The sequence below is a fragment of the Ulvibacterium marinum genome (assembly GCF_003626755.1).
Taxonomy (GTDB): domain Bacteria; phylum Bacteroidota; class Bacteroidia; order Flavobacteriales; family Flavobacteriaceae; genus Ulvibacterium; species Ulvibacterium marinum.
The window spans coordinates 734,112-758,544 of sequence record NZ_RBCJ01000002.1 but is presented as its reverse complement, the minus strand read 5'-3'; the positions used below and the strand labels follow the sequence as shown (position 1 = coordinate 758,544).

At 41.0% G+C, this 24,433-nt stretch carries 24 protein-coding genes; 10 read left to right on the top strand and 14 right to left on the bottom strand.

The features are described 5' to 3' along the window. Positions 1-27 precede the first annotated feature (27 nt). From D7Z94_RS10475 to D7Z94_RS10450, 6 genes are all read left to right on the top strand, one after another. Complete coding sequence (locus tag D7Z94_RS10475; RefSeq protein WP_147415869.1) at positions 28-453, top strand: OB-fold protein; 426 nt, start codon at positions 28-30, stop codon at positions 451-453. Continuing rightward, positions 446-991, top strand: a complete 546-nt coding sequence (locus D7Z94_RS10470) for a YceI family protein (RefSeq protein ID WP_120711506.1) — start codon at positions 446-448, stop codon at positions 989-991. Before D7Z94_RS10475 ends, D7Z94_RS10470 begins: the two co-directional genes overlap by 8 nt. Beyond that, complete coding sequence (locus D7Z94_RS10465) at positions 981-1,880, top strand: DUF5777 family beta-barrel protein (protein ID WP_120711505.1); 900 nt, start codon at positions 981-983, stop codon at positions 1,878-1,880. The genes D7Z94_RS10470 and D7Z94_RS10465 overlap by 11 nt, the downstream gene beginning before the upstream one ends. 76 nt (positions 1,881-1,956) lie before the next feature. Next, positions 1,957-2,712, top strand: coding sequence for a sulfite exporter TauE/SafE family protein (locus tag D7Z94_RS10460; RefSeq protein WP_120711504.1), 756 nt, complete (start codon positions 1,957-1,959; stop codon positions 2,710-2,712). 52 nt (positions 2,713-2,764) lie between these two features. Then, the gene (locus tag D7Z94_RS10455; protein WP_120711503.1) at positions 2,765-3,400 is read left to right on the top strand and encodes an NAD(P)H-dependent oxidoreductase; all 636 of its coding nucleotides are present in this window, start codon (positions 2,765-2,767) and stop codon (positions 3,398-3,400) included. 46 nt (positions 3,401-3,446) lie between these two features. After that, entirely contained in the window at positions 3,447-4,643 is a 1,197-nt protein-coding gene (locus D7Z94_RS10450; protein WP_120711502.1) for a DegT/DnrJ/EryC1/StrS family aminotransferase, read from the top strand. A 2-nt stretch (positions 4,644-4,645) separates the two neighbouring features. Here the strand turns inward: D7Z94_RS10450 and ribB are convergent, their stop codons facing one another. The 7 genes from ribB to nhaC all read right to left on the bottom strand — a co-directional run bounded on the left by ribB (position 4,646) and on the right by nhaC (position 12,858). Beyond that, entirely contained in the window at positions 4,646-5,791 is a 1,146-nt protein-coding gene (gene ribB / locus D7Z94_RS10445) for a 3,4-dihydroxy-2-butanone-4-phosphate synthase (protein ID WP_120711501.1), read from the bottom strand. Then, complete coding sequence (locus D7Z94_RS10440) at positions 5,788-7,305, bottom strand: LptF/LptG family permease (RefSeq protein ID WP_120711500.1); 1,518 nt, start codon at positions 7,303-7,305, stop codon at positions 5,788-5,790. Before D7Z94_RS10440 ends, ribB begins: the two co-directional genes overlap by 4 nt. A 4-nt stretch (positions 7,306-7,309) precedes the next feature. Continuing rightward, on the bottom strand, positions 7,310-7,954 hold the full coding sequence (locus tag D7Z94_RS10435; protein WP_120711499.1) for a LolA family protein: 645 nt from the start codon (positions 7,952-7,954) through the stop codon (positions 7,310-7,312). Positions 7,955-7,966: 12 nt separating this feature from the next. Beyond that, a complete protein-coding gene (locus D7Z94_RS10430) occupies positions 7,967-10,324 on the bottom strand; it encodes an FtsK/SpoIIIE family DNA translocase (protein ID WP_120711498.1) in 2,358 nt (785 codons plus the stop codon). Positions 10,325-10,386: 62 nt separating this feature from the next. Continuing rightward, on the bottom strand, positions 10,387-10,752 hold the full coding sequence (locus D7Z94_RS10425) for a diacylglycerol kinase (RefSeq protein ID WP_120711497.1): 366 nt from the start codon (positions 10,750-10,752) through the stop codon (positions 10,387-10,389). Next, positions 10,745-11,251, bottom strand: a complete 507-nt coding sequence (tpx, locus tag D7Z94_RS10420; protein ID WP_120712016.1) for a thiol peroxidase — start codon at positions 11,249-11,251, stop codon at positions 10,745-10,747. Before tpx ends, D7Z94_RS10425 begins: the two co-directional genes overlap by 8 nt. A gap of 119 nt (positions 11,252-11,370) precedes the next feature. Further along, positions 11,371-12,858: a Na+/H+ antiporter NhaC gene (nhaC, locus tag D7Z94_RS10415; protein ID WP_120711496.1), complete on the bottom strand. Its 1,488-nt coding sequence runs from the start codon at positions 12,856-12,858 to the stop codon at positions 11,371-11,373. A gap of 163 nt (positions 12,859-13,021) precedes the next feature. Between nhaC and lpdA the strand changes: the two genes are divergently transcribed. Beyond that, positions 13,022-14,428, top strand: a complete 1,407-nt coding sequence (lpdA, locus tag D7Z94_RS10410) for a dihydrolipoyl dehydrogenase (RefSeq protein WP_120712015.1) — start codon at positions 13,022-13,024, stop codon at positions 14,426-14,428. 106 nt (positions 14,429-14,534) lie between these two features. Here lpdA and D7Z94_RS10405 read toward each other — a convergent pair whose 3' ends face one another. Then, positions 14,535-15,398 (bottom strand): alpha/beta fold hydrolase, encoded by an 864-nt coding sequence (locus tag D7Z94_RS10405; RefSeq protein WP_120711495.1) that lies wholly within the window; start codon positions 15,396-15,398, stop codon positions 14,535-14,537. Between the two features lie 73 nt (positions 15,399-15,471). Here D7Z94_RS10405 and D7Z94_RS10400 point away from each other — a divergent pair, with 73 nt between their 5' ends. Further along, complete coding sequence (locus tag D7Z94_RS10400; protein WP_120711494.1) at positions 15,472-16,080, top strand: TetR/AcrR family transcriptional regulator; 609 nt, start codon at positions 15,472-15,474, stop codon at positions 16,078-16,080. A gap of 60 nt (positions 16,081-16,140) precedes the next feature. On the opposite strand, the gene D7Z94_RS10395 is transcribed toward D7Z94_RS10400, so the two are convergent. The 6 genes from D7Z94_RS10395 to D7Z94_RS10370 all read right to left on the bottom strand — a co-directional run bounded on the left by D7Z94_RS10395 (position 16,141) and on the right by D7Z94_RS10370 (position 22,417). Further along, on the bottom strand, positions 16,141-16,512 hold the full coding sequence (locus D7Z94_RS10395) for a nuclear transport factor 2 family protein (protein WP_120711493.1): 372 nt from the start codon (positions 16,510-16,512) through the stop codon (positions 16,141-16,143). A 48-nt stretch (positions 16,513-16,560) separates the two neighbouring features. Continuing rightward, positions 16,561-17,463, bottom strand: coding sequence for a 3-keto-disaccharide hydrolase (locus D7Z94_RS10390; protein WP_120711492.1), 903 nt, complete (start codon positions 17,461-17,463; stop codon positions 16,561-16,563). A gap of 9 nt (positions 17,464-17,472) precedes the next feature. Then, the gene (locus tag D7Z94_RS10385) at positions 17,473-18,972 is read right to left on the bottom strand and encodes a DUF5060 domain-containing protein (RefSeq protein ID WP_120711491.1); all 1,500 of its coding nucleotides are present in this window, start codon (positions 18,970-18,972) and stop codon (positions 17,473-17,475) included. Positions 18,973-19,059: 87 nt separating this feature from the next. Then, entirely contained in the window at positions 19,060-20,823 is a 1,764-nt protein-coding gene (locus D7Z94_RS10380) for a serine hydrolase (RefSeq protein ID WP_120711490.1), read from the bottom strand. Positions 20,824-20,944: 121 nt separating this feature from the next. Next, positions 20,945-21,175: a CDGSH iron-sulfur domain-containing protein gene (locus tag D7Z94_RS10375; RefSeq protein ID WP_120711489.1), complete on the bottom strand. Its 231-nt coding sequence runs from the start codon at positions 21,173-21,175 to the stop codon at positions 20,945-20,947. A gap of 57 nt (positions 21,176-21,232) precedes the next feature. Beyond that, on the bottom strand, positions 21,233-22,417 hold the full coding sequence (locus D7Z94_RS10370; RefSeq protein ID WP_120711488.1) for a heparan-alpha-glucosaminide N-acetyltransferase domain-containing protein: 1,185 nt from the start codon (positions 22,415-22,417) through the stop codon (positions 21,233-21,235). A 161-nt stretch (positions 22,418-22,578) separates the two neighbouring features. Here D7Z94_RS10370 and D7Z94_RS10365 point away from each other — a divergent pair, with 161 nt between their 5' ends. Continuing rightward, positions 22,579-23,118, top strand: coding sequence for an NADPH-dependent FMN reductase (locus D7Z94_RS10365; protein WP_120711487.1), 540 nt, complete (start codon positions 22,579-22,581; stop codon positions 23,116-23,118). Continuing rightward, on the top strand, positions 23,115-24,413 hold the full coding sequence (locus D7Z94_RS10360; protein ID WP_120711486.1) for an anthranilate synthase component I family protein: 1,299 nt from the start codon (positions 23,115-23,117) through the stop codon (positions 24,411-24,413). Before D7Z94_RS10365 ends, D7Z94_RS10360 begins: the two co-directional genes overlap by 4 nt. Positions 24,414-24,433 lie beyond the last annotated feature (20 nt).

The window sequence follows — 24,433 nt, the reverse complement described above, 5'->3', positions numbered from 1 at the left end:
TAATCTATAGCATTCATATTGAAAAGATTGGGTAAATTTATTGGACTATTGATCCTCACAGCTTTTCTAGGAAGTATCTTTTTGCTATGGAGAATGTATGATTCAGAAGATGTGAACATTTTGTATGCTGAACCTGAGCTCCATTTGAATGCTGAAACGCTTATTTCACATTTTGAAAAAGAGAACGATTATTATCTTGAACCGGAAAAAATTGTTGAAATAGAAGGCACCATAAAAGAAATCAATAGTATAAATAATAGGATTACCATATTATTGGAAGGCGGTGCCAATGAATCCGCTTGTGTAATATGTGATATGCAGACCGACCAAACCATAGGGATTGAAAATTTAAGACCAAAGGATACCATACGGTTAAAAGGAGTTTTCAAGGGGTTTTTAAAAGATGCCATTTTTCTAAACTGTATTATTTCCCAAAGAAAAACCAATGAATAAAGTGATTTCACTTTTTTTCCTGTTCATATTTTACGGACAACAACCAACCGAAGAAAAATTTATCGCTCGGCAGGGGAGGGTCTCCTTTTTTTCATATACTTCCGTAGAAAATATCAAGGCCGAGAATAATCAAGTATTAAGTATTATTGATTTATCTACCCATGATATCGCCGTTAGCATGCTTATGAACGCTTTTGTATTTGAAAAAGCCTTGATGCGCGAACACTTCAATGAAAGCTATATTGAATCGGATATTTATCCGAAAGCTACTTTTGAAGGCAAGATTTCGGATTTCGACCCTTCACAGGAAGGTGAACAAACCAGGATGGTAAGGGGTACATTTTCTATGCACGGAGTGTCCAAGGAATTGGAAATAAAGACCAAAATAGAGAATATCGAAGGCACTTATATAGTTTCCGGGACCTTTGAGGCCTTTGTTAAGGACTATAGCATTAAAATACCTCCACTTTTAGCAGGTAATATTGCGAAAACAATTTCGGTGGATTTTAGATTTGAATATCGGCCTTATGAAAGCTAAAATAAAAGTTTTGTGTTTAGTCTGGTTCTGCTCTTTGACGGCTGCAATAGGGCAAGACCTTCTGGGTATACTCGACAAGGAATATGAGGATACTCCCCAATATACGCAGGCTACTTTTAAATTCACCAGAATTGCCTTTGGACATTCCATAGAAACCCGAAAAAAAGGAATTCTGGATGTTTTTGTTGCCAACCGATTTTGGAACACACCCGCAGATAGAACCCAAAGTTTTGCCGCTGATCGTCTAAGTTCAAGAATTGCACTGGAATATGGTATTTCCGATCGGCTTTCAGTCGGGTTTGGCGGAACTACCTATGATGGTTTGTTCGATGCTTACCTGAAATATAAATTGATCAAACAACGTAGTGATGGTGAAGGCTCTCCGGTAAGCGTGACCTTTTTTCAGGGGTCGAGTTATTTTAGTGAAGGTCTGGTTTCCCCATCAATACAGGATGATTTTTCAAACAGGCTATCATTTACGTCTCAATTGCTGATAGGCAAGAAGATTTCTTCCAATTTCTCACTTCAAATAGCCCCTACTTTTATTCATAGAGGACTTGAATATTCACCGGAGGATCCTCAAAGCCATTTTGCTATAGGTTTTGGGGGACGATATAAATTGGGCAATCATGTTTCCGTAGTGTCCGAATACTATTATACGGCAAATCCCATAGAATCCTTTGATACCTATGGCCCCTTTGCCTTGGGTGTAAATTGGGAAATTGGTGATGTTATGCTTCAATTCATGTTGACCAATGCTGTTCGAATGGTAGAAGATTCTTTTATAACCCAGACACGGAATAACTTTAATTTTAGAAACCCCAATCTAAATTTTGGTTTCAATATGACCTATATCCTTCACTTTAAACGTCATCTGAAGAAAAAGTAACATGCATTGCTACCGCTTCCGTGTTTTTTGAATACGAATCCCTGTAAATTCTATTTTTGGAACTATTTTTACATCCATGGAAGAATGGTATCACTATCCACTATTGGTCATTGTAGGTTTCGCTGTGGGATTCATCAATACAGTAGCTGGGGGAGGATCCTTGATCTCGTTGCCCGTATTGATCTTCTTGGGATTGCCTCCAAGTGTTGCCAACGGAACCAATAGGGTTGCCGTGGTCATTCAAAACAGCCTTGCTACCGTTGGTTTTAAAAGTAAGGGAGTCTCCACTTTTCCATTTAATTTGTATTTGGGACTATCCGCTTTATTAGGCGCTATTATTGGTGCTTACATTGCCGTGGACATTAAGGGAGAGACCTTTAATAGAATTTTGGCCATTATAATGGTCATAGTTGTCCTTATCATCGTTTTTAAACCCAAGATGAAATTGATGGAGCTACAGGAAAGGATAACCGGCAAACATCTTTGGATAGGGATCTTGGCTTTTTTCTTTTTTGGAATTTACGGTGGATTCATCAATGCGGGTCTAGGATTTATAATTATCCTATTTTTGCATTATGTAAACCAAATGACACTCGTGAGGGCCAATGCCACAAAGGTGGCCGTGGTGCTCATCTATACGATTGCAGCTTTGATAGTATTTGTTATCAATGACAAAGTAAACTGGGAAGTGGGTCTTATTTTAGCAATCGGTAATGGGACTGGAGCTTGGTTTTCCAGTAGGATTTCAGTGAAAAAAGGAGATGGCTTTATCAAAACGTTTTTGGTCATAATGGTCATCGCTATGTCCATAAAACTGTGGTTTTTTGGATAATGCATTTTAATTAGTTGAGCTTTCCATCGCATTGGAAAATTTAAATATTACGATGTCTAACAGTATAGAAAATCTTGAATGGCGTTATGCCGTGAAAAAATTCGACCATGAGAAAGTGCTCTCGCAGGAAAAGGTCGAATTACTAAAACAAGCTTTCAATCTTACGGCAACTTCCTATGGGCTACAGCCTATTAGAATGGTTGTTTTGAAGGATAAGGACCTACAAAAACAGTTGGTATCCCATTCTTTTGGACAACAACAAGTAGCCCAGGCGTCCCATGTATTGGTGATTTGTATTGAAAGTGTTATCAATACAGATTTCATTAAGAACTATTTTAAAAGAGTAAAAAAAATCAGGAATACTCCTGATGAGGTTTTGGAGCCCTATTTGGTAGCACTTTTGGATGATTTTTCACAGAAAAAGACTCCGGAAATTCAACAATGGTGTATCAATCAAGCATATTTATCCATGGGTAACCTATTGACTGTATGTGCCATGGAAAAGATCGACTCTTGTCCCATGGAAGGTTTTAATCCAGAAGGTTATGACAAACTATTGGAGCTTCCTGAAAAGGGTCTGAATTCCGTATTGGTTTTGCCGGTAGGGTATCGGGCAAAGGACGATATGTTCTCCGGCTTTAAAAAAGTTCGAAAAAAGATGGATGACAGTATTATTGAAATATTTTAGATTTTCATCAACCATCAACCATCAACCATCAATCATCAACTAGTATATGCCAGGATTTGAGCTTTTTAGCGATAAGGAAAGAAAGGAAGTAAACGATGTTTTGGATTCAGGCGTGTTAATGCGCTACGGGTTTGATGCAATGCGTAAGGGACATTGGAAAGCCCTAGCGTTGGAAAAAGCCTTGGCCGAGCGAATGGAAGTGAACTATGCCCAAGTGGTGAGTAGTGGTACCGCTGCCCTTACCATAGCCTTGGCAAGTGCAGGAATAGGGGCTGGGGACGAGGTAATTATGCCTACTTTTACTTTTGTGGCCAGTTTTGAATCCATTTTGGCCCTTGGAGCCGTTCCAATTTTGGTCAATGTAGACGATACCTTGACCTTGGATCCCAAGGCGGTAGAGCAAGCCATTACCAAAAGCACCAAAGCAGTGATGCCTGTACATATGTGTGGATCTATGGCCGACTTAAGGGCTTTGAAATCTATTTGCCAAGACCATAGACTTTTGTTGTTGGAAGATGCCTGCCAGGCCATAGGCGGTACTTTTGAAGGAAAACCTTTGGGTAGTTATGGGGATTTGGGTTGTTTTTCGTTCGATTATGTGAAGACTATCACCTGTGGTGAAGGCGGTGCTATCATCACAAATAATGAGAAGTATTATTCAAATGCCGACCATTATTCCGATCATGGACACGATCATATTGGAAAGGATAGGGGAGCAGAGGGGCATCCCTTTTTAGGATATAATTTTCGAATATCGGAACTTCACGCGGCTGTGGGATTGGCCCAGATTCAACGGTTGGATGAATTTTTGGCCATTCAAAAAAGAAACTACTTGATTTTACGCGAAACTCTGGAAAGTATTCCCGAAATCAGCTTTAGACGTGTTCCCCGAGGTGGAGAGGAAAGCTATGCTTTTTTGAGTTTCTTTCTTCCAAATGTAAAGATGGCAAAAAAGGTTCATACAGCTTTGGGCGAAGAAGGTGTGGACGGCTGTTTTTATTGGTTTGACAATAATTGGCATTACTATCGCGAATGGGAACATCTTATTCATAAAAAATCCTTGGGCAAACTGCCGAAAGAAGTTCATGAACAGTTGCCCGATTATTCAAAATCCAATTTTGCGCAGTCCGATGAGTGGATCGGTCGAAACGTTTCTTGCCTTATTAAACTGGGATGGACAGAAAGTGAGGTACAGGACAAAGCCAAAAAAATGGCCAAAATTATTAGGGACCTGCTAAAATAGTTTTAATAGGGAACATACTCCACAATTTCGAGACCATAACCCACCATGCCAACGCGGCGTTGAGAGTGTTCGGAATTTGTTAGCAGCCTTAACTTACTGATACCCAAGTGATGTAAGATTTGGGCCCCAATGCCAAAATCCTTGGTATCCATATGTACTCTCGGGGCTTGATAAATATTCTTTTTTTGTAGTTCCTTCATCTCGCTTAAACGTTTGATTAAGTTAAGCGATTGAGACTCTTGATTGATGAAGACAAAGGCACCCTTTCCTTCGGAATTGATGGCATGGAACATATCCTCCAATTTTTTTTCGGGTTTGTCCGTAAGAGTTCCTAAAATGTCACTGTTCACCAAGGTCGCGTTGATACGTGTCAACACCGGTTCGCCTTCTTTCCAAGTCCCTTTGGTCAATGCGATATGTACATGATTGTTCGTAGTTTGCTTGTAGGCTCTAAGCCTAAAATCCCCAAAACGGGTCTTTAGCTGAAAATCCTCCTTTTTTTCAATTAGGGAATCATGCTGCATGCGATAGGCCACCAAATCCTCGATTGAGATAATCTTGAGGTCAAATTTTTTGGCAACTCCAATTAATTCTGGTAAGCGGGCCATGGTACCGTCTTCGTTCAATATTTCTACCAAAATCCCTGCAGGTTTTAGACCGGCCAAACGTGCCAAATCTATGGCCGCTTCCGTGTGTCCGGTACGTCTTAGGACACCACCGCTTTTGGACCGTAAAGGAAATATGTGCCCAGGCCTACCCAGGTCATGGGGCTTTGTGTTTTCATCGGTCAAGGCTAAAATAGTTTTTGCACGGTCCTGGACCGAAATTCCCGTGGTACAGCCATGTCCTATCAAATCTACAGATACCGTAAACTGGGTCTGATGGAGTACGGTATTGTTCTGCACCATCATGTCCAGTTGAAGACGATCACAGCGTTCCTCGGTCAAGGGAGCACAGATAAGTCCACGGCCGTGTTGGGCCATAAAATTTATCATCTCTGGGGTCACCATTTCTGCAGCGGCAATGAAATCTCCCTCATTTTCCCGATTTTCATCGTCCACTACTATAATTACCTTTCCGTTTTGAATTTCTTCAATGGCTTCTTCTATTGTATTGAGTTGAATATTTTTTTCCATTGTCGTTATCATGAGGTACTGGGTTTTGAGGTCTTCTTCTTGAAAAAATCCTTGGCCCTATCCAAAACACTGGCAAAATTCATAAGTCCCTTATCCGCGGTGGCCCTTTTGGTCAACCATATGCTTAAAGGTAACATTATCATGGTAGACAACCATGCCCCCAATATAGGATGAATTTCGTTTTTCTTGGAATAGTTATCCGCGAACACCCCAATAAAATAATACACCAAAAAGAGCATAATGGCTATGACCATAGGAAGTCCAATACCCCCTTTCCGGATAATGGCCCCTAATGGGGCACCTACGAAAAATAAAATAATGCAGGAAAGGGCCAGGGCATATTTTTTATGAAGGGAAAGGATATGACGGTTATAGATTTCATATCGCTTTTGCAATTCCTTTTTCTTACCCTGTACCGAGTTTAAAATATTCGACGCATTATTCTTTGCGCTGTTGATCAATTGAACTTTCTGCCAATTCTCGAACAGGCTAACGATATCAACGGAATACATAGAATCATTTACTGTTTTCGGAAGTTCTTCCGTTTTTGATAGGGCGAGGGTGTCCACACTATTTTTCGCCCTGGATTTATGCAAATTGGTATCTACGGGCTGCAGAGGAACAAAGGCCCCGACTCTATTGGAAATACTTTTGGAAAACGATTGCACAATACGAAGGTTGTTTTCCTCCAGGGAGTCTATGTCCTTGATCAAACGCGAAACGTTCTTCATCTTGTCTGTAGTGGTATTGAGATCCTCTTCCAAATCCACATTATTGAATTCTGAAAGGTCAATATTCATAACATAGGTCTCAAATTCAGCCTGAGCAAAGGGATATTTCCGTTTTTCTTCACTTTTCTTTTTGACTACATTCTCATAGTAATGACCGTCCTTAAGTACCAATTGAAGGATATCAGAATTTTCGTTACTCTTAAGTTCTCCGGTCTCGGCCTTAATGACCGTATTATTAACGCTGGTCTTTGTTTTTTTATGGATGATTACATTTTCAAGAAACCTGTCGTTTTCGCCAAATTTTTTCTCAACCTTGATATTCATGTCCGCTCCTTCAAAATCACTAAAAACACCTTCTGCAATGGCAACCGCAGGCTTTACCTTTGCGATATTCCTTCGCATATTGTAGATTTTCTGTTCCGATGCCGGAATGACGCTATTGGCAAAGTAGAAGGTAACCCCCCCTAGTATGACCATAAACACAACAAGGCTCAACATGGATCGTTGCAGGGAAATACCGGAAGCCTTCATCGCGGCAAACTCGTAGTTCTCGGCAAAAGTTCCAAAAGTTAAAATGGAAGACAAAAGAACGGTAAGAGGCAGCACTTTTTCCGTAAGATTGGGCATCATGTAGAAGAAAAACTTGCCTATAATGACCAAGTCTAGGCCTTTCCCTGCAAAATCATCAATAAAGAGCCATATCGTCTGAAAAATGAAGATAAACATCAATATGACAAACGAACTAAAAAAATTGAATAGGAACCTCGATAAGATATATCCGTCTAGAATTCTCAATGTATTATTCCCTTATAATGTAGTATCCCTCGTTTTCGTATTTGCCCTCATCAAAGGTAAATAAGGTTTTTGATAATGGCTGATCTGTTTTAAAAGAATTAACAATGAAGGTAGTGGTGGTGCCATTTTTGCCCGTCTCTATTAATTTATAGATATGTTTGGTCTCTATATCTATGCCTAGTAAGATGGATTTTATCTCTGTATTGGTGTCAATGGGAATTAATTTCACATATTGTATTTTTTTGCCCTGTACATTCTGAAGTATGTCCCATTCATAGTTATGCCCCTGTTTGTAGAACGTAAGCATTTTTGAGGGAGTCACCGTATTTTCATCATCAATTCGGTTCTCAATAGTAATTTCCTCGTTCTCGGGAACAATGGTATATACTTTTTTGCCATCGTACAATTGTTGGGAACCCATAAAATTGATCAGGTATTTGTCCCCTTCCAAGGTAACATCGCCCCGGGTCTCCTGGTTAATGGCAGCTTCGGTATTGTTCAATACATATTTAAAATCCACATAGATATTTCCATACCCCTTAACCTTGGTATATACCTCATCCAGCAAAGTTTTAGCTTTATCTGAATTCTGGGAAAAACCAGCAGTACATATCAAAATGGTTATCACAAACAAAAAAAACTTCTTCATGCTACCTTAATTTTATTCATTATTCAATAATTGGTCCAGGGCATATATATCGGAAACCAAAACCTGTCTGGCCTTGCTACCCTCAAAGGGACCTACGATTCCAGCAGCCTCCAATTGATCTATAATACGCCCTGCCCTATTATAGCCCAATTTCAACTTTCGCTGTATCAACGAGGCGGAGCCCTGCTGTGCAGTTACAATAACCTCCGCAGCCTCGCGGAACATAGCATCCCGATCCTGAATATCGTAATCAATACTTGTGCCAGAATCTTCGCCTACATATTCGGGAAGTTCATGAGCATGCGGGTAGGCACGTTGTGAACCGATGTATTCCGTTATTTTGGCCACCTCAGGAGTGTCCACAAATGCACATTGTAAACGTGTAACATCATTTCCTTGGGTAAACAACATGTCTCCCCGTCCGATCAACTGATCTGCGCCCTGGGCGTCCAAAATGGTTCGTGAATCTATCTTGGAGGTCACCCTAAAAGCGATACGTGCCGGAAAATTGGCCTTAATTATACCGGTTATCACATTTACGGAGGGTCGTTGCGTGGCGATGATCAAATGGATACCAATGGCCCTCGCCAATTGGGCCAGACGGGCAATAGGAGTCTCTACTTCCTTGCCGGCGGTCATAATCAAATCGGCAAACTCATCAATAACCAAAACAATGTAAGGTAAAAATTTATGGCCATCGTTCGGATTCAATTTCCGTGTTTTGAACTTGGTGTTGTATTCCTTGATATTTCGTACCATGGCGGACTTCAACAATTCGTACCGATTGTCCATTTCAATACAGAGGGAGTTCAAGGTGTTGATCACCTTGGTATTGTCCGTTATGATAGCTTCTTCCGAGTCCGGCAATTTCGCCAAAAAATGCCGCTCTATCTTATTGTAAAGGGTAAGTTCAACTTTTTTGGGATCCACAAGAATAAACTTCACCTCGGCAGGATGTTTTTTGTATAGGAGGGAAGTAAGAACTGCATTGAGCCCAACCGACTTACCTTGCCCCGTGGCACCGGCCATAAGCAAGTGAGGCATCTTCGCCAAATCTACCACAAAGGTCTCATTACTAATGGTCTTGCCAAAAGCGATGGGAAGTTGCATCTCCGCCTTCTGAAATTTACTGGATGCGATTACGGAACGCATGGAGACTATGGTCGCATTTTTATTGGGGACCTCAATTCCAATAGTGCCCTTGCCCGGAATAGGGGCAATGATCCGAATACCCAAGGCTGCCAACGAAAGGGCAATATCGTCCTCCAAATTCTTTATTTTGGAAATTCGAACTCCCGCCTCCGGTACAATCTCATAAAGGGTAACCGTGGGGCCAATGGTCGCTTTTATTTGAGCAATGCCAATTTTATAATTCTTTAGCGTTTCAACAATTTTGTTTTTGTTTTCCTCAAGCTCTTTTTGGTTTATGGTAATGCCTCCGGTAACCCCGTGTTGGTCCAAAAGCTCAATTGTGGGGAATTTATAGTTGCCTAATTCCAAGGTAGGGTCGAATTCTCCGAAATCGTCCACTAATTTTTCAGCTATGTTTTTCTTCTCCTCCTTTTCCTCAACAATTTTTTCCACTTCCATGGCGAGGTTGTCCTTTAGATCTTCCTCAACCGGAATGGCTACTTCAAAATCGTCCACAAGTTCCTTTTCCAAATGGGGAATGTTTTCTTTGTGGGTATAGGTGTCTACAACTATGGGTTTCTCATCTTCCACACTCAATTGCATCTCTACCGCATCGTCATTCTTTTTGCTCTTAAATTCCGAAGCTATGGAAGCTGTCTTTGTTCGAAAAAAAATGCCAATCTCCTCAGGAGAGAAATTAAAGAGACGGACCAAAATAAAGACCAGACCAAAAAGTAAGAGAAGAAGCACACCGATCTTTCCTGTATAATCTTGTAAAAAATCATTCATTTCATACCCTACAAGACCTGCCAAAAGAGGTTTTTCATTGGCAAAGAAACCCAATGCTATTGAAAACCAAATAAGGAAGATGAACCCCCAGATCCATTTTTTCAAAAGTCCTTGTCCTCTAATTCCCAAGAATAGATACAGGCCGGTAATACACAGAAGGAATGGGAATGCAAAAGTGGCGACTCCGAAACCTTTATACATAAAAAAGTGACTTGTGCTGGCGCCGAATTTGTTCAATAGGTTTTTTGCCTGCTCATTACGGTCCGCAAACTCGGTCAAAAGGCTTTGATCGTCCTGCCAAGTAAAATAGAATGAAATAAATGAAAAACATAGGGCTATACTGAGAAGAATCAACAAACTACCCAGGATAATCTTGTTTTGCTTGGAGAGCCTTAGGGATATTCTTTTTTTAACCGATTTGGGCTTGGATTTTCTTCCCTTTTTTGCCATGAAATCTTTAATTCTAGGGGCTAAAATACAAATTTAGAAGCGAAGGCTTTCCAATTCTGGAGTCAAAAAAGTTTGGGTACATAAATGATAAGCCCAACAATGGAAGCTGCTATGGAAACCAACATGACCGCTCCTGCCGAAATATCCTTGATAAAACCAATTTTAGGATCAAACTCCGGTTGTATATAATCCGCAAGTTTTTCAACTGCTGTATTGAGACCTTCAATTCCCAATACTAAGCCAATGGCCAGAATTTGTAAAATCCATTCCGTAGCGGAAATCTCAAAGTAGAATCCCGCTGCGGTCACCACTAGGGCTAAAAATATTTGGATTTTGATACTGGCCTCGGTCCGGATTAGAAGCAAAGCCCCTTTTAGGGCATAGCCCACTCCGTTCAGCCGATTGCGCAGAAAGGACTCCTTAGGCATCCATTAAGGCTTCAAGTGCCGCTTTATAGTTTGGTTCGTCCACAGTTTCCGGTACCTGTTCCGTATAAAGGATATTTCTGCCTTCATCAAGAACTACCACCGATCTGGAGTGTAGTGAACGTAAAGGGCCATCGGTGAATTCAACTTGATACGCCTTGCCAAAATCTCCATCCCTAAAATCGGACAACATCACAACATTTTCAATACCCTCGGCACCACAAAAACGGTTTTGAGCAAAAGGAAGATCTTTGGAAATGCATAGCACTACGGTGTTTTCCAATTCCGCTGCTTCCTGGTTGAATTGCCGTACGGATTGTGCACATGTTCCCGTATCAATACTGGGAAATATATTCAATACCAACTTTTTTCCGGAGTAGTCGGACAAGGAAGCATCGGATAGGTCTGTTTTTGTCAAGTTGAAATCGGGAGCCTTGCTTCCGTTGGAAGGTAGGTTACCGATAGTATGTATTTCATTCCCTTTAAGCGTTACTGTTGCCATGAATTTATCGATTTTAATTTTGTGTGAAATTATGAAATTATGAAATGAAATGAAATGTAAACGATAAATACAGAAAATATCGAAATTTTCTAAAGCCAAAAAATGATTCCAAAATTAGCCTATTGGGCCAAAGAAGTAGTCAATTGCTTTATTTTAATTCGAAATAGCGCAAAAAGCAAGGTCATAAACGGACTTAACCAGTTGAATATGGCATAGAAGAAATATTCACCCACGCTCACACCAAGTACTCCACTATGATAGGCGCCACAGGTGTTCCAAGGAATTAAGACCGATGTCACAGTACCGGAATCCTCAAGGGTCCTACTTAGATTTTCCGGGGCCAATCCCCGATCTCTATAGGCCTTGGCAAACATTTTTCCGGGCACAACTATTGCCAAGTATTGATCGGAAGCCGTAACGTTCAAGGCCAAACAACTGGCTACCGTACTGGCGAAAAGCCCAAAGACAGATTTGGCCATGGCCAATAACGAACTACTGATACGGGATAGGGCTCCAATACCATCCATAATACCCCCAAAGACCATGGCGCAAACAATGAGCCAAATTGTACCCAACATGCCAGACATCCCTTTGGCCGAAAAGAGATCATTTAGGGCGGGATTATCCGTAGGTACTGAAGTCTGTACCGTAATCGCTTTTAAAACCCCTTTATAACCGGATTGAAATGATAAGCTCTTTGCATTTGTAATACCAGCCACTATTTCAGGTTGAAATAAAAGCGCGAAAAGAGCCCCTAAAAGTGTCCCGATCAATAAGGCTGCCAAGGGCGGGGTCTTTTTTACTATAAGGAAAATGACCACCAAGGGTACCAGGAACAACCATCCGTTGATATTGAATGTAGCATCAATGGAGGTCAGAATTGAATCGATATCTGCGGTTCCACTGGTATCCAAAGTTAGCCCGATAATAATAAATACGATCAAAGTGACGCTTATGGTGGGCACTGTTGTAAACAACATATATCGGATATGGTCAAATAGTTCGCCACCCGCCATGGCCGGGGCCAGATTGGTGGTGTCGCTCAAGGGTGAAAGCTTGTCGCCAAAATAGGCGCCGGAAAGTACGGCGCCGGCTGTCATCCCCAGAGAAATACCTAAAGCATCCCCGATGCCAATAAGGGCTATACCTACCGTGGCCGCAGTTGTCCAACTACTCCCTGTGGCGATGGAGATAATAGCACAAATAATTACACATGCTGCCAAAAATATAGTAGGATTCAATATCTGTAATCCATAATATATCATAGCGGGGATTATTCCACTTATCAACCAGGTCCCCGCCAAGGCGCCTACCATTAAAAGGATGAGTAGGGCCCCCGTAGTGGATTTTACATTCTCCGCAACTTCGGTCAACATGGTCTTGTAGGAGACTTTATTGAAGAAACCCACAATGGCAGCCACCGCGCCACCTAGCAAAAGGATAAATTGATTGGAACCGCTAAGCGCATCGTCACCAAAAACATAGACATTGTAGGCCAACATACCTACCAAGGCTATAACTGGAATTAAGGCCTCCCAAATGTTAAGTTCCTTATTTTCTAGAATTCGTGCATCTTTTTTGGGCTTACCGGATTTCGAGTCCTTCATACTTTATATTTGAGTAGTCAGGTAATATTACGATTTTACAAAAGGCTATGCAAGTTGGGGCATGGATGTCCTATTCCAAATGTGTTTGAGTATCTGTTTCCGAGGTATGGTCAACCCAAAAAATCGTGGTATTTTTGTACTTCAAATCAAAGCAGATTACTTTATGAATTCATATGATGTGGCCGTTATCGGCTCTGGACCTGGAGGTTATGTTGCGGCCATCCGCTGCGCACAATTAGGAATGAAGACCGCGATTATTGAAAAATATTCCACCTTGGGCGGAACTTGCCTTAATGTGGGTTGCATACCTTCAAAGGCCCTATTGGATTCAAGCCATCACTACGAGGATGCCGTTAAGCATTTTGGGGAACATGGGATAGAGATTCCAGGGGAAGTAAAGGTGAACCTGGAACAGATGATTGCCCGAAAACAGGGGGTGGTAGACCAGACCACCAAGGGCATCGAGTTTTTAATGAACAAGAACAAGATCGATGTTTATGAGGGTCTCGGTAGCTTTAAGGACAAGACCCATATTACCATCAAGAAGAATGATGGAAAAACAGAAACCATAGAAGCCAAGAATAGTATTATAGCTACGGGATCCAAACCATCTACCCTACCTTTTATTGAAATTGATAAGGAGCGTATCATCACCTCTACCGAAGCCTTAAAACTAAAGGAAATCCCAAAACATTTAATTATCATCGGTGGGGGCGTTATTGGGCTGGAATTAGGCCAGGTCTATAAACGTCTGGGGGCCGAGGTTTCTGTCATAGAATATATGGATCGCATTATTCCTACAATGGACGGTTCGCTCTCCAAGGAACTTATGAAGGTGATGAAAAAGCAAAAGACAAAGTTTTATTTGTCCCATAAGGTCAAGGCCGTTGAGCGCAAAGGCAATGAAGTGATTGTAAAGGCAGATGATAAAAAAGGACAGGAGGTTGAATTTAAGGGTGATTACTGTCTTGTTTCCGTTGGCCGGCGACCCTACACGGATGGACTCAATGCCGAAGCAGCTGGAGTTAAAATCGATGATAGGGGTAGAGTGGAAGTAAATGAACACTTGCAGACGAGCGCGGCCAACATCTATGCCATAGGCGATGTTATCCGCGGTGCCATGTTGGCCCATAAGGCGGAAGAAGAAGGAACATTGGTCGCCGAAATTTTGGCGGGTCAAAAACCGCATATCAATTACAACCTTATTCCAGGGGTAGTCTACACATGGCCAGAGGTGGCTGCCGTAGGGAAGACCGAAGAAGAGTTAAAGGAAGCTGGAGTGGACTACAAAGCAGGTCAATTTCCGATGCGCGCTTTGGGACGTGCCAGGGCCAGTATGGACATCGATGGATTTGTAAAGATTTTGGCCGATGCAAAAACGGACGAAGTATTAGGTGTACACATGATCGGAGCACGTTGTGCAGATTTGATAACAGAGGCTGTAACCGCTATGGAATTCCGTGCTTCTGCAGAGGACATCGCCAGGATGAGCCATGCACACCCCACTTATGCGGAAGCCGTTAAGGAGGCCGCTTTGGCGGCCACGGCGGATCGTGCGTTGCATATTTAGAGCGTGTTATTGAGTGATTGTTGTACTTGCCGAAGGCCTGTGTGGTAAACACACTGTGGCGTGTTTGCTTTGGTATTCGTATTTAAGACAAGTAGTATTAATAGCCTCAATTAACCCATTCCTTGATTTTCAATTGTATTTCGGTATATGAATTTTTGGAAGGCATATGCTTTGAACCGTCTAAAAAATGCACCTCCCTCAAATTGCTAAAGAGCAACTTGCTTTTTTCCGCCACCTTTTTACCTGGAAAGAAAACATCATCCGAAGCTGCAATTACATAAACCGGTTGATCAAAATGGGCAATGTCCCTTCTTTTTAACAAAGTTGGTATTTTTGTATCAAGCTTCACACCCAACATTAAGGACTTTAACAGCTGAAATAAAAACTGGTCCTCCTCTGGGGCAAAGGCATTTGTAAAGGCCCTAAGGTGCTTATCTTTTTTGGTTATCTTAAAGCGTAAAAGTGGGATGGTAAGTTTGATAATCGAATCCCAAATATTACCATTTACAATACCACTGGGAACTACAAAAATGCACTTTTCTACTCTTTCGGGTTTATGGGTAATTAGTTTTTGAACAATGAATGCGCCGTATGAAATCCCAATAATATTTCCTTTCCCAATGTTCAATTTTTCCAAGACTTCATCCGCCCAAATGGCGTAGGAGTTATCCTTTGTATTCATTGTTGTTTCTTCACTTTTTGTGACCTGTCCTACGGTGTCAATTGCAAAAAGGGAATATAGGTCCCGTAAGTCCTTAATGGCTTCCAAGGTAAGCGGTGCCCCTGCGTTGAACCCATGAAACAAAACAATTGGTTCGCCATTTGGATTACCGGTTTGGATTACCCGGGTTCTTCCAAATTGGGTATCGACATCCACTTCTAAATACTCGATGTGTAAACTTTCCAACTTTTCTTCGTAGAGTTTCATTAAGGCATTTTTGGCCTTCTTGCTCTTGTATATGGTTCCCATGATGTTAAATTGTGCATCAAATATAGAATAAAAATCCTATATTTAGTCCATTTGGCCTATTTTTGAAAATTGTATGGATACAAGAGAAAGAATAAAGCGTAAAGCAACGGATCTTTTCAATGAGAAGGGCGTTAAAAATGTTACTTTGAGAGAGGTTGCTTCAGCTCTGGAAAAGAGCTATGGAAATGTCACCTATCACTACAAAACAAAAAATGACCTTATTCTTGAATTGTTCGAGGACATGACGATTGAAACCACAGAAATCATGAAATCATTTCAGTTCCAAAATTTGCTTCACGGTATTTTGGACGCACCCCAGAAAACATTTGACATTTCAATGAAATACTTGTTCTTCTATGTGGATTATGTTGAGATCAGGAGGAGTTACAAATCTGTTTACTTAAAAGCCGAAGAAAATAATGCCTTTAGGAAAAGGAATTTCATGAAGATTTTGGAACAATTACAAATTCAAGGAATATTGCGAGAGGCACTGACACCTGATGACTTGAATTACCTAATGGATTTGAGCGGTGCGATGAGGACTTTCTTTTTTCTTAACCTTCGTCCAGAAAATTTTGCGGATATGGAACTGAAGACCAAGTATACTACCTATGTAAACAACCTGCTAATGCCTTACCTTACTGTCAAGGGGTTGCTGGAATATGGGACTTATTTAAAATAATTTGATTTCAGCAACATACGTTTGATGTATCTGACACTATTCAATAGGAGCTGTTGGCCATCAATACATCGTATTTGGGTTGGCAGAAACCTCTGGAATCTGTTGTATGGCATCCCAATGTTCACATATTTTTCCTTCAGTATCAAATCTAAAAAAATCCATGGTGACATATTCATCGTTCCCTGGCCAAACCTGATGCGTATGTAGCGCCACCAGATTACCTTCGGCGATACATCGGACAAACTCGATGGACTTGTCCGGATACTCCGCCTGCATTCTTTCAAAGTAGGTAATAAATCCCTCTGTACCATCAGCTACATCCGGATTGTGTTGAATATAGGTGTTGCCTATATACAATTCAACCGCTTTTCGCGGATTTCCTTCATAGGCCATTTTATAAAAGGCTATCGCATTCTTTTTGTTTTCTTCCATCTAATATTCGTATTTGCTCTTATGGTATATTCTAAAGCATAAAAAGTCCTATTTCAGATATTTGGATAAAACCTCTGGAGTATTTTCCAATTTCTGATAAACTATATCCTTAAAATAAACGACGGCACCTTCGGATTGGAGTGTTAGTCTGCCGGAAATTAAAGGCTCCAATTCCGTACCGTTTCTGTAAAGCGAATTTAGAACAACCAAATTTACTTCCCCATTGATCATGTGAACGGCATGATTTCTCCAACAGATGAGCTCTAGGGTATTCCATTCCCCATGCGGTTTTTCGTTGTACGGATTTGCTATCACGATTTGCCATTCGTTCTTACCTTCAAAGTGATACAGTCCTCCATTTTCATCAAATAGCAACATCGTGTCCTTTAAGGTACTCACCAAATGTTCTAAATAGGGTTTGGCTTTTTGGATAGCATTGGGAATAGCCGTGGTAGAAGTAGCCGGAATATCCAAAATCACATTTTTTGCCCAATAGCTGCCTACGTCACCTTCATGAATTTGTAACTCGTGCCTAACCTTTCCCTGATGATAGAGGATGCCGCCGTCTTTAGGACGGCCTTCCATCCATTTCCATTTTAAATCGCCCCATTTGAACTTCAATTTAAGATGATAGTTGGCCAAACTATCCTTGAGTATCAATCCGCCGATTACCTCGCCCGATATCCGAATTACGTTTTCTTGATCAAGGGTGTCAATGGTAAATACGGCCAAAGGGTCATTATATCCCAAGCCCTCCGTATAATTACCCAAGCTGTCCTTCTTAAGCCCTTGGACATGAACGGAAGAGTCTGGTATACCCAAATAATGCTTAAAGACCAGTTTATCCTCTCCCTTATAGATCGGAATCCATTTGTTTTCTGTACAACTGAATATCGTCGACAAAAACAAAAGGGGTGTAAATAGGTAAAAAAGAGTCTTAGGATACCTCATAAACAATATTTATTGAGCAACCAGTTGGAGTGCCACGGCCATATAGGGTTTTCCGGGAAGAGCTAACGTATCTCCCTTGCCCAAAGTGTTTTCCTGACCAACTATTGTACCGTTTTTGGTATCAATAATATCGACTTGATATTTGAGGTTTTCGGGCAATTCCGTAAAGGTCCAACTACTATTTTGATATTCGCCAAAGTAATATAAAAAATACTGCTCATCTACTCCGGCACGAATCCAATTCAATCGCCAATCTGTTCCCAAGGGTTTCAAGTGACCCGGGATACCATCAAGTACTTTTTTTAATACATGGAGTTCTTTTGCCGAACTGCCTTCAAAAGCGCCGCCCTGACGGAAAAATTGGTAACCTGTATCCTTTTGTTTGAATGCTTCGCCATGTGTGGCATAGGCCCCAAGAATGGTCATAAGCCAAAAACGATGTCGAATCATATCCCCATTAAGAGCTACGGTGCGATTGTCCCCGTCACCTTCATAGCAGAATTCATCAAATAATACTGGCTTTTTAAAGGTGTCCCGTAGCGCATTGCTTTTCCACCAGGCCTCGCTCTGGGCGCTTACATGGGTTACCCAATGCTTGCTATGGTCGTACCAGTTTGCAGCATTGTGAATAGATCGCAGGCGGTTGTATGGGTCGTTCTCTTGGAAAAAACGAAAATACCCGTCCCAATCCCCGGTTGTTCTATCGGGCATTAAATCGAACTCGTTGGCCATAGACCACCAAATGTTACGGAATGCACCGAACCGGGCATTTACATATTTTAAAAATAGGTATTGCTCTTCTTTGTTCATGGTGTCAAATCCCCATACCCCTTTATCGTAGGGATGGAAAACAAATAAATCTACCTGAATGCCCAACTTCTGCATTTCCTTAATGTAATGCTCATATCGGGCAAAATAGGCTGCGTTGAATCGGGTAAAATCCCAGTCTTTCCCGGCGCCTTCAAAGGGATATAGATCGTAATTGGTACCGCTCGGTGCATGGGGGAGTAGCGCTACCCTGATTTTATTGAATGGGGATTTTTTAAGTGATTCGAGGGTTTGTTCCCGGGTTTCCTTGTTTTGTTGTATCCATCCATATGCCGTGGTGCCTAAGGGGTAAAAAGGTTTCCCGTCCGAGTAGGCAAAATAAAAAGTATCCTTTACCCTTACAGGCCCATGATTTTCGTACTTGGCCGGAATGCATTCAAATGTACCTTTTTTCTGGTGAAGTTTGGAGTCGTTACTTGCGGTTAAATACTGCCAGATTCCTTTTTTATGGGGCATAAAACGTAGCTTGTAAATACCGTCCCCATCATAGAATCCGGATACCTTTAAGGTATCCCCACCTTGGTAAAACTTGGCGCTCAAATCAACTTCAACAAACGGATTACCCTTCCTCTTACCTTTCAACTGCAGCTCGAAAACATCCCAATTTTCTACCTTAGACTGGGCCCTGAGGAAAAAGTTTGATAAAAAAAGAATGTAAATAAGCAGTATTCCAATTCTCATTCTATTCGACCTTATGGACGAAAATATAATAAAAGAATTGAATTGTGGTTTGAAAATTCAATAATCGAAATCGATTTGAGAGCATCGTCACTTTTGATCGTACGGAATGTAGTTTTCCCATTCCCATGGAGTATAGGTGTCACCAAGTGCAACTTCCAATAATTCTTTAAAAATGCCTTCCCCATTGTCACTATTGGTCATAATCATGATTCCCTTTCCTACTTTCGGGAAGACAACCGAATAATGCTGAAAGCCATCGCCATGCCCTTCTTTAAAGGCCCCAAAACCATATGGAGTCTTAAACAGGCCCCAACCCAACCCGTAGCTTAATTGAATCCCATCATAACGTGTGGTCTCTTCATTGGATAACGGTCCAAATTGCCTTGTGGAGCGTATTCCGATCTGTGGCGTGAACAACGCTGCCCAAGATGCCTTGGAAATAAGTTTTCCCTGTAATACGGCTTCTAGAAATTTAGTGTAATCCATTGCACTAGTCTCCAAGGTACTAGGTCCCCTTGGTTCATTATCAGTATCCTTGTGGTAAAGTTCCCCCAAAGCGGAATGCCCATAGGCAAAGTCCTTTTCAAAACGCTCATACCACCGGTAGCCTGAGTTTTTCATACCAAGTGGTTTAAAAATGTGTTCTTGGGCTAAAGACTCTAAGTTTTTATTGAGGATTTTTTCCAAGATCACTTGTAGGTACACCATTCCTTCTCCCGAATATTGGTAACGACTGCCGGGTTCAAACTTTACCTTCAATTTCTTGTCGGCCTCAAACCATCGCCAATTAGGAAAACCTGTAGTATGGGCCAGACACATTCGAGTGGTGATTTTATGGTATAAAGTATCCGAGGCTAAATCTGAAAAATTATCGTGCCATCGTGTCAAAGGTTCGTACTCATATATTTTTTTGGGCAGATAGGATTCCAACGGCGTATCCAAATCAATGATACCTTCCTCGACCAGCTTCATGACCAACACCGCAAAAACAGCTTTACTAAAGGAAGCTCCATAGATATTCGTTGAATCCGTCAATGGCAATTTATTTTTAAAATCCTTGTAGCCAAAAGTCTTTTGGTAAGTGGTGGTATCACCATTGAAGATGGATACTGCCATACCATGGACTTGGGCATCGGACATTAGTTGTTCAATTTTGCTATTCAGCGAGTCCCTTGCGATGGTAGTTTCGGATAAGCGGGATATGTCCTGGGAAATACTGGAGTTACAACCCATTAAGCCAATAAGGCCAAAAGCCCATATCATTCCCAAATTTTTGGAATTTCTATTGCGTTTATTCTTCAAAAAGGGAATAGCCAATGGATAATAACACTTTTGTGAGTTTATCGCAAGTACAATATTGAACATTGTAACGATTATGGTAAAAGGAATTACGGCAACAAAAAAGAAAAATCCCAAACCTTCTATGGTAATAAGGGCAATAAACGACAAGATGAATAAAAAGGTCATCGTAATTTGAAAATTTATGACCGCTCTACCATGCACCTCATAAATGGGATTGTCTTCCCGTTTATGAATCCAAAGAAATAAGGGAAACAGTATGTTGCACAGAGGAAGCACTAAGCCTAAAATAGGAGTGCCATGCAATAACAACAACCATTTTTTTTGTAGATTTTCCGTCTTGGGGTTTTCAAGTTCAAGAAGATCTTCAACCTCTATTTCGAGAGCTGCGGCCAGCAACTTTATTGTTTGCAAGTGCGGATTGGTGTCGCCTTTCTCAATGCGTTGTATGGTCCGTACGGCTACATTGGTCTTTTCGGACAAGTCCTCTTGTGAATACCCTTTAAGCTTACGTTGATAGGTTAGATTTTTGGCCAGTGAATTGTTTTCCATGATTCTGATTTTTGTTCACTACAAAACTACCTGCCAAATCCGGTCTTTATAGCGACATTTAGGTGTCACCTATATGTCATTTGCCGTATCTACAGTACCTTTAAGGATATCCGGAAAAGAATTATCCATTGTGGGAGCCATCGCAAAAGGGCGGGGTGCCGGTCTGTTTGCAGGTGCATAACCATGCTTCTTTGGTCTCCTCGGCTTCAAAGACCAAAGGAGGGGTAGCTTTGTTGGCCCTATGGGATCCATCACAAAAGGGTTGTTCGCTACTGAAGCTACAGCTACACCATGAATAGCGCTTTCCAGATTCAAGATTTACGGGAATAGGGGAATATTTTGTATCGCTCATATCCAATTGTTTTTAGACGAAAATACGTAATAGGATATTAGAGGAAAAAGCGAGGTCTTAATTTTTAACCAATCCAAATAGCCGAAGTAATCGGCCTAAAGAGACTCTAACTATCTTACTTGCATTAAGATAAGAAGGCTCTACCTTGGTCCTTACATATCCGGTGGCCAAAAGAAGATTCGATTTTAAGGTTGCCTTATGCCGTTCGTATAACAAAGCGGTATACGTACAAATGACCATAAAGATCAAAGCACTGGGAATAACCACCTGAGGTGTTAAAGAGTGATGAAAAAATCGGTATAGGCCCAGCCCGGTAAAGCTCCCATAAAGGATAATGAAATGAATTACATAAATGGACAATGTACTTTGTCCAATTTTTATTAAAGTGTTGTGGGTAAGGAAGCTTCTAAAAAGCATGAATACAGCAAATACTAGAAAAACATCCCCCAAGCGAATAAATAAGTAATTATTGAAATAAATATCCGCAAACAACTGTATTCCAGTAAATCTTGATATCAACAAAAATAAATCGGATGAATAAAAAATGAATGAAATTCCAAAAACCATAGCTGCTCCAATGGCTACTGGATATAAATACTTAAAGTCTTTAAATCGGGTAAATAATAGGGATAAAAACCCTCCAAAAGCCGCGTAACCGAACCAAGGAAAAATGGTAAAGACGGAACCATTGGTTTTGGTAAAATAATTGGACAAGGCATCCGGCAAAAACGAATACGAAAATGCTTTGTACAAAGGTTCAAGCAGGAACAATAGAAAAGTAATTGAAGCCAGAACCATAGGGAATAACCATTTTTTTCGGTTTTGCATCAAAAGATATAGGCCTATAATCCCCAAAATTGAAAGACCGATGCAGTGCAATACGTCTACTAGATAAAAAGAGTCATAGATTTCGCCCTGCAATAACCCAAATAGATTTACGCGAAGGAGATAACCTATAAGCAATAATTGCAATCCTCGTCTGACCCCTTTTTTAATCCTTGGGTTGTCAAAACCCTTTTGGGGAGCCCGCACCAAAAGGTACGTAAAGATGAATCCCGATACCGTAAAGAATACGGGAGCAGTAATGCCCCTAAAATATTTCCAAATGGTATAACCTTCAACGGAATTGTCCCTGAACCCCATATCCAAAAGGCCATCTACAAAATGTCCTTGGAGCATCATAAGGATGGCCCAGGCCCTCATAGCGTCGATGAAATATAATCTAGCGGACTTCTTTTCCATATCTATTTATAGCTCCTTTGAGCACATTGAACCCCCAATACCTAAGTCTATATACTTGTGCAACAGTGGGTTTGGATGTTTTGCGACGCAAAATTAGGTAAAATACTCGCAATTCAATTGCATTTGCCCTATTTTCGCCAAATAACGATTAAAACGCTTAAATGGCTACAATATTGGCATTTGCGGGAAGCAATTCTTCAACTTCCATTAACTTTCAATTGGTAAAATATACGGCCTCTGTTGTGGGCGATCAGGCCGTTCAATTATTGAATATGGCGTATTTTCCTTTTCCAATGTATAGCATTGACCATGAAAGGGAGAAGGGGTTTTCCAATTCCCTGGTGGAACTGAAGAACGATATCAGCAAAGCGGACGGACTTATTATCTCCGTAAATGAGCATAATGGTAATATGTCCGCTTATTTTAAGAACTTGCTTGATTGGCTGTCTCGTTTGGAGCGCAAGTTTTTGCTGGACAAGGTTGTATTGCTCATGTCTACTTCGGGAGGTAAAAGGGGAGGTCTGGGAGCCTTGGAGATTGCAGAAAAAACCTTGGTCAGGTTTGGTGCTTCTGAAGTTTTGACCTTTTCCCTGCCCAATTTTAAAGATAATTTTGACAAAAGCAAAGGCATTGTAAACGAAGGAGTTGCAAAATTACACCAAGAGAAAATAGCGGAATTCTTATCCAAAATTAAAGCTTGAGAAAAAAGGTTTCCTACGCGATATCCAACACCCAAAAATTTAAAAACTCCCTGTTGCACTGGTCTCAGCAGTTTAGGGAGGCCGTTTGGCTGGAAGGTAATGATCATCCTGATGCGTATGGATCTTTCGATGCAATCCTCGCGGTTGATGCCTTTACTTGTATCCAAAGCGATTTTAACAATGCATTTCAAGAGCTGCAGGAATACCAATCCCAAACAAAGGATTGGCTGTTTGGATATCTGGCCTACGACCTTAAAAATGATGTGGAACAACTAAGTTCCGATAATCCGGACGGATTGGATTTTCCGGAATTGTTTTTTTTTCAGCCCAAGAAAATTATCCGATTAAATGAAGGTATTGCGGACTTCATCTACCTGAATATGTTGGATGATGAAATTGAGCAAGATTTTAGTGCGATATCCGATTGGGACTTTGCAAATAGGGAGCCTATCCAAACTACCGAGAATATCCGTATACGCATGCGCATTTTCAAAGATGAGTATTTTAGTAGAGTGGAAAAGATGTTGGGCCATATTCATAGAGGTGATATCTATGAAGCCAATTTTTGCCAGGAGTTCTATGCAACGGACACACAAATTGACCCCTTGCGTACCTATCAAAAGCTAAACTATATTTCCAACGCTCCCTTTTCGGTATATCTAAACCTGAAAGACAAGTATTTGCTCTCGGCTTCTCCGGAGCGCTATCTTAAAAAGTTGGGAACCAAAATTATTTCCCAACCAATTAAAGGTACTGCGAGGCGCTCTGATGACATAACCGAAGATGAAAACCTAAGAGTTTCCTTGGTTCATGATAAAAAAGAACGCGCCGAAAATATCATGATCGTAGACTTGGTCCGGAACGACATGTCCAAGAGTGCAAAAAAAAGCAGTGTTACCGTAGAAGAACTTGGTAAAGTATACACTTTTAGTCAAGTACATCAAATGATTTCAACAATAACAGCAAGGGTGGAATCTATTAAAAATGCGGTGGAAATCATTAAGGAAACCTTTCCGATGGGTAGTATGACCGGGGCGCCTAAAATTTCGGCCATGAAAATTATAGAGGAGCTGGAGTCCTTTAAAAGAGGTCTCTACAGCGGTGCGGTGGGTTATTTTACGCCGGAAGGAGATTTTGATTTTAATGTAGTCATACGTAGTATTTTGTACAATGCTTCGAAGCAATATGTGTCTTTTTCCGTAGGCAGTGCCATTACGGCCATGGCGAATCCTGAAAAAGAATATGAGGAGTGTCTTGTTAAGGCCAAAGCCATGCGGGAAGTATTAGAGGATTAGACCAAGCCGTGCAAAAAGAT